Genomic DNA, 9,778 nt, shown 5'->3' on the forward strand with positions numbered 1-9,778 from the left:
GAAGGAATGTTATATTCATCATCCATAGTTGGTGCTGGAGCGCCATTAGCAGTTGGTGCTGGGCTATCAGCTACATTGAGAAAAACAAATCAAGTTATTGCAAGTTTCTTTGGAGATGGGGCAGCTAATACAGGCGGCTTTCACGAAAGTCTCAATCTTGCGTCAATATGGAAACTTCCAGTAGTTTTCGTTTGTGAAAATAATCTATACGCGATTTCTGTAAGCGTTAATCGATCGACATCTGTAAAAGACATAGCTGTTCGAGCAAAAGCCTATAATATACCAGGCTTTGCTATAGACGGAAACGATGTAATAGAAGTATACAAAACTGCACGTACTGCAGTTGAGCGGGCACGAAAGGGTGAGGGACCCACATTAATAGAAGCGAAAACTTACAGGCATCACGGTCATTATTATGGTGATCCAGGAACCGCATATAGAACGAAAGAAGAAGTTGAAGAATGGAAGAAAAGAGATCCAATAGCACGACATAGAAAGTATCTTCTTGAATGTACTATCGCGAGCGAAGAGCAACTTACTAACATTGATAAAGAAGTTGAGGCGGAAGTTGCTAAGGCAGAAAAATTTGCTATTGACAGCGAATTCCCAGGTCCAGAAGAATTAGAGAGATTCGTTTTCTAGGGAGGGAAAGGAAATGAGTACACAAAGAGAAATTAGTATGGCTGAAGCACTTAATGAAGCCATGCGTGAAGAAATGAGGCGAGATACGACCGTAATTCTTATGGGTGAAGATGTAGGATTTCTTGGCGGCGTTTATGGCGTCTCTAAAGGACTATTGGATGAATTTGGCCCAGAAAGGGTCCGTGATACCCCAATTAGTGAAGATGGATTTGTAGGAGCAGGTATTGGGGCAGCAATAACCGGGTTAAATCCGATTGTCGAGATAATGTATCCTGATTTTCTACCCTGTGCCATGAACCAAATCACAAATCATATGGCTAAGCTACGTTATATGACTGGAGGAAAGTTAACCGTACCTTTGACGATTAGAACAGCAATTATACAAGGTCGCGGTTCGGGAGCTGATCATGCTCAGACTCTTATACCGTGGTTTGTACAGACTCCAGGACTAAAAGTTGTTGTACCATCAACTCCATACGATGCTAAGGGATTATTAAAAACGGCTATAAGAGACAAGGCATCCGTTATGTTTTTTGAGACAGCAAAACTCTATTTAATTAAAGGTCCAGTGCCAGAAGAAGAGTATCTGATCCCCTTTGGTGAAGCTGATGTCAAGAGGGAAGGAACTGATCTGACTATTGTGGCAATCTGTAACTTAGTGCGTGAGGCACTTGAAGCAGCCGAACAACTAGAAGATAAGGAAGGAATCAACGTTGAAGTCATAGATCCGCGTACATTAGTTCCACTTGATAAAGAAACCATTATAAACTCCGTTAAGAAGACAAATAAGTTGGTAGTTGTGGATAATAATCATTTAGCATGCGGAGTTGCTGCTGAAATTGCTGCAATCGTCGCAGAAGATGCATTCGATTATCTAGACGGTCCCATAATGCGTGTCGCTACTCTTCAAATCCCTGAACCTGTGGCTCCTCCTCTGATTAAACTCATGCTTCCAAATAAAGACAAAATAGTCACAGCTGCCAAAAAATTATTTTAAATTTAAAAATCAACTAATGAGGGTGATCTCTACGAAGATTCTTTTTATGCCTCGCTTGGACGAAGAACAAGAAAATGGTATGGTTGTAGAATGGCTGAAAGCACAGGGAGATACTGTCACTCAAGGCGAAGAAATAGTCGAAGTTATGAGTGAAAAGGTTTCATTTATAGTCGAGTCACCAATCACAGGGATCATCCATAAGATATTCGTCGAGGAAGCCGAAGAAGTTCCCATTGGAACAACGATAGCGATAATCTCGGAAGTTGAAGACTCTTCAGATGCATTAGAGAAAGCTGTTAAAGAGGCCAAAGAAAAATTAAAGATTGAAGTTCCCATAGTAGCTGAAAGAGAAGAAAAAGGGGTTATTAAAAAGGAAGAAGAAGTAAAAGTCAAGCCAGAACGGATTAAAATCTCACCAATTGCAAAAAGACTTGCAAAAGAACACGAACTCGATATAACGCAGATTGAAGGGACAGGACCAGGGGGACGGATTGTAAAAGAGGATATTTTAAGAGTAATAGACCAGGGAACAATTATGCCAGCTGTTCCCGAGGAAGAGAGGATACAGTTAACTGGAGTTCGAAAAATCATTGCTGAACGAATGACTCAGAGTTATCGAACTGCCCCTCATGTTACAGTGATGATGGAAGCAGATGCATCAAATATGGTAAAACTACGTAAAGAATTCGAAGAAAAAACTCGCTTAAGGTTGTCTTATAATGCAATTCTTATCAAGGCTGTAACTGATGCGTTACAAGCCTACAAGATTTTCAATTCTACTATAGAAGAAAACGAAATTCGAATAAATCCCAATATAAACGTCGGACTGGCAGTAGCGCGCGGAGACGGTGGCCTCATTGTTCCAGTAATTCCTAATGCTGATATGAAATCATTGAAAGAGTTGAATACAATTATAGAGGATCTTGTCGAGAAGGCACGACAAAATAAACTTTCCATCTCGGAAGTGAGAGGAGGTACATTTACTATCTCTAATTTAGGTATGTTTGACGTTGATGAATTCACACCTATTTTAACTCCACAACAAACTGCTCTCTTAGGAGTTGGACGAATTGCCAAGAAACCCATTGTAGTCGATGAAGGCATAATGATCAAACCTATGACTAAATTAAGCTTGTCGTTCGATCACAGAGTTGTTGACGGTGCACTTGCAGCACAATTTTTACGCTCTATAAAGCGCACCTTAGAAACATTCACTCCAATACTTTGACACTATCTTAAATTTTAAAGCGAAGAGTGCAAAACACGTTTGCAAAATTCACAAGGACGCTTTGCATAAATAGATATATTTTTACAATCTCAATTAAAAATCTGTATAAGTAGCAAAGACATTATCATAGAAAGCACGCCAGTAAGAAAAGGTAGGAGGCTAAAAATCTGGCGCAGAATCTTGAGGAATTATCTGGAGCAGTTCTAGTAATTGGTGGGGGAATTACTGGTATTCAAGCTTCATTAGATATAGCTGATCAAGGCTTTAAGGTCTATTTAGTCGAGAGGACACCAAGCATTGGCGGACATATGGCACAGCTAGATAAAACCTTTCCTACAAATGATTGTAGTATCTGTATCGAAGCTCCAAAGATGCTTGATGCCTTAAGGCATCCAAATATTGAACTTCTGACATATTCTGAAGTCAAAGAAGTGAAAGGGATCGCTGGAAATTTTATTGTAAAAATACTAAAGAAACCACGTTATGTGAAAGAGGACTTATGTAACTCTTGTGGTGAATGTGAAATAGTTTGCATAGTAAAAGTTCCTAGCGAGTTTGATGTGGGTATTGCACAACGAAAGGCAATACATCGCCCTTTTGATCAAGCTGTTCCAAATATTTTCACGGTTGATATGGAGGCATGCAAGAAATTTGGTGGGGGATGCCGTGATTGCATTGCCGCCTGCGAAAAGGAAGGACCCAATGCAGTAGATTTCTGGCAAAAAGAAGAGATAATTGAGATTAGGGTCGGAAGTATAATAGTGGCAACAGGCTACAAACTTCTAGAACCTATCGAAAAATACGGTTATGGTATTTACAAAAATATACTCTTGTCTCTACAATACGAAAGATTGCTTAGCGCATCGGGTCCGACAGGTGGACATTTAGTGAGACCTTCAGATGAGAAACCTATTAAGAAAGTAGCTTGGATACAATGCGTCCTATCTAGGAATGTAAGAAAAGGAAAAGCATACTGTTCGAAAATTTGCTGTATGTATTCTGCAAAAGAAGCCATCCTCACTACAGAACACGAAACGGACGTAGAAACCTACATCTTTTACATAGATCGAAGGTCCTACGGCAAAGGATATGAAGAATATCGTAAAAGGGCAGAGGAAAGGTATATGGTAAAATATATTCGAAGTATACCTGGAGAAGTTTCAGAGGATCATGAAACTGGAGATATATTGATTAGATATGAAAATATCGATACGAACACTATTGAAATGCTGCGAGTAGATCTATTGGTTCTATGTCCTCCTATTGTGCCAAATGATGGAAATACCGAACTTGCAGAAATGCTGGGAATCGAGCTTGATGAAGATGGGTTCTTTAAGGCGAAAGACCCTTCAAGGCTTTTTGAAACTAATATAAAAGGTATATATATTTGTGGTGCATGCCAGGGGCCGATGGACATCTCAGACGCAGTAGCGCAGGCGAGTGCTGCTGCTGCCAAAGCTGTAATTCCCTTAAAAGATGTAAGAGGCACAGAAACCAAAGAGCTTGAGTTGCCCCCAGAGATTGAGATTGATTTAACAGAGAAACCAAGGATAGGTGTATTCGTTTGTCATTGTGGAAAGAATATTGGGGCTGTAGTCGATGTGTCGGAAATTGTCGAGTATGCTAAAATTCTTCCAAATGTTATCCATGCTGAAGAAGGGCAATTTCTCTGTTCTGCAGACTATGCAGAAACAATAAAGGAAGTTATTAATGAATATCATCTCAACAGAGTAGTAGCAGCGGCATGTACTCCTCGTACGCATGAATATCTATTCAGAGACACTCTCCGAGAAGTTGGATTGAATCCCTACCTTTTTGAATTTGCAAATATTAGAGAACAATGCTCATGGGTTCATACAGATGAACCTGAGGCAGCCACAAAGAAAGCCAAAGATCTAGTAGCTATGGCAGTGGCTAAAGCACGTCTTCTTGAACCTCAGAAGGAAAGTAAACTCTCTGTTGGAAAAGAATGCCTAGTAGTAGGAGGAGGCATATCTGGAATTATTGCAGCGTTAAATGCAGCTGACATGGGCTTTAAAGTATATTTAGTCGAGAGAGAAAAAGAACTTGGCGGCATTCTCACAAAATTGTATAAATTATTTCCATATGATATCCCCGCTGAAGAAATGCTCAAGCAGTGGAGTTCTAAACTTTGCAGTCATAAGAATATTGAAGTTTATACAGGAAGCGAGATCGAAGATATTGAGGGATATATCGGAAACTACGTCGTTACTATCTCTCAAAGTACACAACGCAAAAATTTCAATGTATCTACGATCGTTATTGCGACTGGACATAAAGAACTAGATGCAGATGGATATTATGGGTATGGAAAATACGAAAATGTGATAACTCAACTTCAACTCGAAAATATGCTCAAAAATAACGATTTAAAGAAAGTGAACAACATCGTAATGATCAATTGCGTGGGAGCTAGAGGGGAAGAAAATGGCATAACTGGTTGTTGTAGAATCGGTTGTGCAACTGCCATTAAGAATGCAAAATACATTAAGGATATCTATCCAGGAACAAAAATCTACATTTTATACCAAGACATCGTTCTGGGCGGCAAAGATGAGAAATATTACCGAAATATATTAGAAAATTATGATATCAACTTCATTAGATATGAAAAAGAAAGAAAACCGCAACTCTATACTGAAAATGGTGACATAGTAGTAAGGACGTATGACACATACCTTGGTGATGAAATAGAACTCCGACCAGATCTAGTTGTACTAACAATGGCAACTAAGGGAAGTGAAGGGGTAGAAGACCTTGCAAAGAAGTTGAAAATCCCAATAGGCGCAGGCAAATACTTCCAAGAAGCGCATATGAAACTAAGGCCGCTCGATTTTGCAACCGATGGTATTTATCTTTGTGGCTGTGCGCAAGCGCCAAAAGGAGTAACTGATACGATCGCTCAGGCACTAGGGGCTGATATGAGGGCGTCAATTCCCATGGCGAAAGGATTCGTGGTAAGTGAAGGAATAACAGCCTTCATTGATGAAGAGAAGTGCACAGGGTGTCAAATCTGCATTAAGAACTGCCCTTATGGCGCCATCATACTTAATAAGGTGCAAGAGAATGAATCAAAAGCAGTAGTTACGGAAGCATTGTGTAAAGGGTGTGGAGTTTGTGCGGCTGACTGTCCAAATGATGCAATAACCATGAGACATTTCACTGACGAGCAAATCCTCACACAAGTGCGTACTGCCTTGCAAGAGTCACCTGAGGAGAAAATTATTGCTTTTTGTTGTAATTGGTGTTCCTATGCAGGAGCAGATCTTGCAGGAATTTCACGAATGCAGTATCCATCTAATATAAGAATTATACGTGTCATGTGTAGTGGACGAGTTGATGTCGATTTTGTTTCTGAGGCCTTTAAACTAGGAGCTGGGGCAGTAGCAGTTATAGGTTGTCACCCTCAGGACTGTCACTATATCTCTGGAACTAACTCTGCTATTAAACGCTTCCGTCGCTGGATGAAAAAGAATGAAATTGATGAAAAAAGATTTCGATTTGAATTAATCTCAGCAAGTGAAGGAGAAAAGTTTGCCAACTTGGTTAAGGAACTTACTGAAACTATCAAAGAAAAAGTTCACAAAAAGAACCACGAAAAAATAGGGGAAGTCGCTTGAAAATGTATATTTTGATCTGCCCATTAGAATTTAACAAATTTTTGAGAAAACTTTTATGAAGAATCTAGGAATATAAATAGAATATACTAAGTGTGGAGGGATATTTTTGGCTTTTAAATTTGCATTTATTTTCCTGTCTCCAGATGGGAATCCTGAAAAACACAAAGCAATCGTCTCAACACCATCAGTAGAAGCGTATATAGTATCTGCAAAAAACTATGAAGAAGCAGTTGAAGTTGCAAAGAAATTGGTTGAAGAAGAAGGAATTGAAGCATTTGAATTATGTGGGGGATTTGGTCACAAAGGTGTTGTAAAAATAGTTGAAGCAGTGGAAGGAAAAATCCCAGTAGGCGCAATACGATTTGATAATCATCCAAAACTTGAAGGCAAAAGTGGCGATGAAATCTTTTAGCTTAAATCTCTTTGTTTTTTTCCATTTTTTATAACAGATCTTACAGTGAGAAAAGAAGAATTTAGAAAAATATGAATACCCAGAGAATTTTAGCAGTTATTGCCCAACACGTTTCAATCGGTATTTTCTCCAATAATTTCCCCATTTATGTTCACTCCTATGCACGACAGCTTTAGAGACCGCGTTAAAGTACTAGGTTCACTCTTCTATTCTCCAAACATATTCGCAATATGGATCCCCTGCACACATTCCTTTAGGGCGTTCAACGGTTGCCTTTGGATTTATGGTCTTAGTAACAATATCATGCCAAATTAAGAGCCAATCGCTGAGATCTTTGTACGCTGTTTTCCACGCACACTTAGTGACTTTCAGAAGAAGTTAAATCTTGCAATTATGAAGAAAAGGTGAAATCATTCGTAGAAAGTCTCTAACTTAGGTGCGATCTAACATTCTATACGCGAGGTGAGTTTACAGTAATCTTAATTGCTGCGCAACCAGTTCAGCTATGTCCATTATTTTTATGTCGTCATTATTTCGTTGAGCAGCATCTATAAGATTTAACTTGCAACTTGGACAGGCTGTGATACAAACTGGGACATGCTGTCCAGTTTTAGTTTTTATGAGAGTCTTAATTCGCTCATTAGCCAAATCATTAGACAATTTTTCATGCGTACTTTTTAAGAAACCACCTGCACCACAACATCGGCTATTCCTTAAACTCTCTTTACTCTCAACAAATCTACTTACGAGTTTTTTTCTCAGTAAGAGTTCTCTGGGCTCATCAAATATTCCACAAACGCGTCCGAGTTCGCATGGATCATGATATGTAACTCGCTCGATCAGTTTTCTAGGACGCTGAAGGCGTCTTTTATTAATGTACTCGTTCAAAAGTTGAATAAAGTGAACAACTTCAAAATTTGGCTCTCTTCCTAGAATCTTAGGGTACTCTTCTTTAAAGGCTTGAAAACAACTAGGGCAACCTGTTACCAAACGTTTCGCTCCACTTTTTTCAATCTGGTCCACATTCCATTCAGCGATTTTCTTAAGATCATCTTCAGAAGCTGCGCCAGTGAGGATAAGAGGCTGTCCACAGCATTTTAGTTCTTCTAGAAATGTCCAATTTTCCTTAACTTTATTGAGAATCGCAATGATTGAACAGGCGATTTCTTGGGCTCTATTTAAATATAGAGAGAGGCATCCTGGAAAGTATACAACTTTGGCTTTAGGTTTTGTAGGAAAAGATATTCTTTTTGCAGCAAGTCTGTCCTTTATGTCCTCTAATGCTAACTCTCTCGTTTCTTCGTCTAGGTTAAAGACATTCGCCGATTCTAGGATGTTTTTTTCTGCATCTAAAACTGCTTTAGGTCCTAAGCCTTCATCTATTGCCAACTTTCTCAGCGTTGCAATAACTTTAGGTATGTTGACGTTATTTGGGCAGCGATCATAACACTCGTAACACATAGTACACTTCCAAATGTCATCACCAGGCAGGATTTTCTCTTTTAAACCAAATTGTAACTCTCTTATCAATTTTCTAATGTTAAAAGAGTCAACATAAGAAATTGGGCAACTGCTAGTACATTGAGAGCATTGAGAGCACAATCTAATATTTTGCCCGCTAAGCGATGAAATTTGGTCAATAAAAGATGAGTCTATCTCACTTTTTGCGAATATCACTGGCCTTTCCTCGCCAAAATATTTGAAATCATTAACTAAACAGGAGGCGAGTCTCAATCGAGAACTAATTAAGTATCTGGGCATTTTTGAAGCTTTATATAGATTTCGTTTCTAGCATTCCAAAACAAAAGAGAATGAATAAAAAAAGAAAATAGGAGAAGTGAAGTCTAAATCTTACGGGCTATCCAGTTTCCATCATCAATTGCGTTCCACGTTGCTCCTGCTTTTACACAATCACCGGCTTTGTAGAGTTCTGGGACTTTACCCTTTAGTGAATTGTAAAGAGCCATTCCCACGGGTTCTCTTGGGAAGCATGTAACAACATTATCAGCTTTAAGAACTTTTTCTGCCCCTTCGACCTCAATACGAACACTATCAGCAGTTATTTCTTTTATTGTCGCATTAGTGATAGATTTTACATTTGCATCCGGCATAAAAAACATCGTCAATGGCACAACTCTAAGAAGATTAAAGAAGTAAGCAGCCTCTGTTATACTACCAGATTCACTTACCAGGGTCACGTTCTTATCTTGTCGGGCGATAGAAACCGATGCTTCTGCTCCTTCGTATCCTCCTAAAACTACTACATCTTTACCTAGTTCGGGACGTTTCATCAAGTACTCGTCAAAAGTTATAGCGCGTTCAATTCCTGGGATTCTTGTCGGTTTGGGAGAAACTCCACCAGTGGCGACTACGACGACGTCTGGGTTTATTCTATCCACGAGATCTACGGTTACTGCTTCGCCTAACTTTACCTCGACCCCAAGTTTCTCCAATTGGGTCATTTGCCATGTAGCTATTTGCATTAAATCGCCAGTGTAGAGATAAGGGATATCGGACGCATAGCGCATAATTCCGCCAAGTTCATTGTCCTTATCATATAATGTGACGTTGTGCCCTCGAAGCGTAGCTACTCTCGCCGCCTCCATTCCTGCAACTCCTCCTCCGATAACGAGGACATCCTTAGGAGTTTCAGCGGGTTGTAGATACTCATCTGGCGGATATCGATTTTCTCGTCCAAAGGAGTAATTTACAGCACATCTAGCTGGCACATTTGCGAGAATGTAGAGATATGTACACCAGTCACAAGAAATGCACCGGCGAACATCCTCTGGTCGTCCCTCAAAATGTTTTCTTGGATACCATGGATCTGCCCAAGCTGGTCTGCCGAGGGCAACCCA

At 39.6% G+C, this 9,778-nt stretch carries 7 protein-coding genes and 1 pseudogene; 6 read left to right on the forward strand and 2 right to left on the reverse strand.

Annotated features, from left to right (window positions below):
* The 6 genes and pseudogenes from QVB70_RS04280 to QVB70_RS04305 all read left to right on the forward strand — a co-directional run.
* On the forward strand, positions 1-642 hold a 642-nt coding region (locus tag QVB70_RS04280; protein WP_287583736.1), incomplete at its 5' end, for a thiamine pyrophosphate-dependent dehydrogenase E1 component subunit alpha.
* A gap of 13 nt (positions 643-655) precedes the next feature.
* Positions 656-1,639, forward strand: a complete 984-nt coding sequence (locus QVB70_RS04285) for an alpha-ketoacid dehydrogenase subunit beta (protein WP_287583737.1) — start codon at positions 656-658, stop codon at positions 1,637-1,639.
* 46 nt (positions 1,640-1,685) lie between these two features.
* The gene (locus QVB70_RS04290; protein ID WP_287583738.1) at positions 1,686-2,867 is read left to right on the forward strand and encodes a dihydrolipoamide acetyltransferase family protein; all 1,182 of its coding nucleotides are present in this window, start codon (positions 1,686-1,688) and stop codon (positions 2,865-2,867) included.
* Between the two features lie 209 nt (positions 2,868-3,076).
* Positions 3,077-3,172, forward strand: a pseudogene (locus QVB70_RS18515) (FAD-dependent oxidoreductase); the annotation flags it as partial.
* A gap of 3 nt (positions 3,173-3,175) precedes the next feature.
* A complete protein-coding gene (locus tag QVB70_RS04295) occupies positions 3,176-6,508 on the forward strand; it encodes a hydrogenase iron-sulfur subunit (protein WP_342766542.1) in 3,333 nt (1,110 codons plus the stop codon).
* A 106-nt stretch (positions 6,509-6,614) separates the two neighbouring features.
* Positions 6,615-6,920, forward strand: coding sequence for a DUF6506 family protein (locus QVB70_RS04305; RefSeq protein ID WP_287583739.1), 306 nt, complete (start codon positions 6,615-6,617; stop codon positions 6,918-6,920).
* A gap of 468 nt (positions 6,921-7,388) precedes the next feature.
* Here the strand turns inward: QVB70_RS04305 and QVB70_RS04310 are convergent, their stop codons facing one another.
* On the reverse strand, positions 7,389-8,597 hold the full coding sequence (locus QVB70_RS04310; protein WP_287583740.1) for a (Fe-S)-binding protein: 1,209 nt from the start codon (positions 8,595-8,597) through the stop codon (positions 7,389-7,391).
* 167 nt (positions 8,598-8,764) lie between these two features.
* Positions 8,765-9,778, reverse strand: a 1,014-nt coding sequence (locus QVB70_RS04315; protein ID WP_287583741.1) for an NAD(P)/FAD-dependent oxidoreductase, incomplete at its 5' end; no start/stop codon positions are given.

Origin of the sequence: Candidatus Borrarchaeum sp. (genome assembly GCF_019058535.1) — an archaeon.
In the GTDB taxonomy this organism is placed as follows: Archaea; Asgardarchaeota; Sifarchaeia; order Borrarchaeales; family Borrarchaeaceae; genus Borrarchaeum; species Borrarchaeum weybense.

Coding starts and splice junctions, on each gene's coding strand:
- QVB70_RS04285 (WP_287583737.1), top strand. CDS start 656: ATGAGTACACAAAGAGAAATTAGTATGGCTGAAGCACTTAATGAAGCC.
- QVB70_RS04290 (WP_287583738.1), top strand. CDS start 1,686: ATGCCTCGCTTGGACGAAGAACAAGAAAATGGTATGGTTGTAGAATGG.
- QVB70_RS04295 (WP_342766542.1), top strand. CDS start 3,176: ATGGCACAGCTAGATAAAACCTTTCCTACAAATGATTGTAGTATCTGT.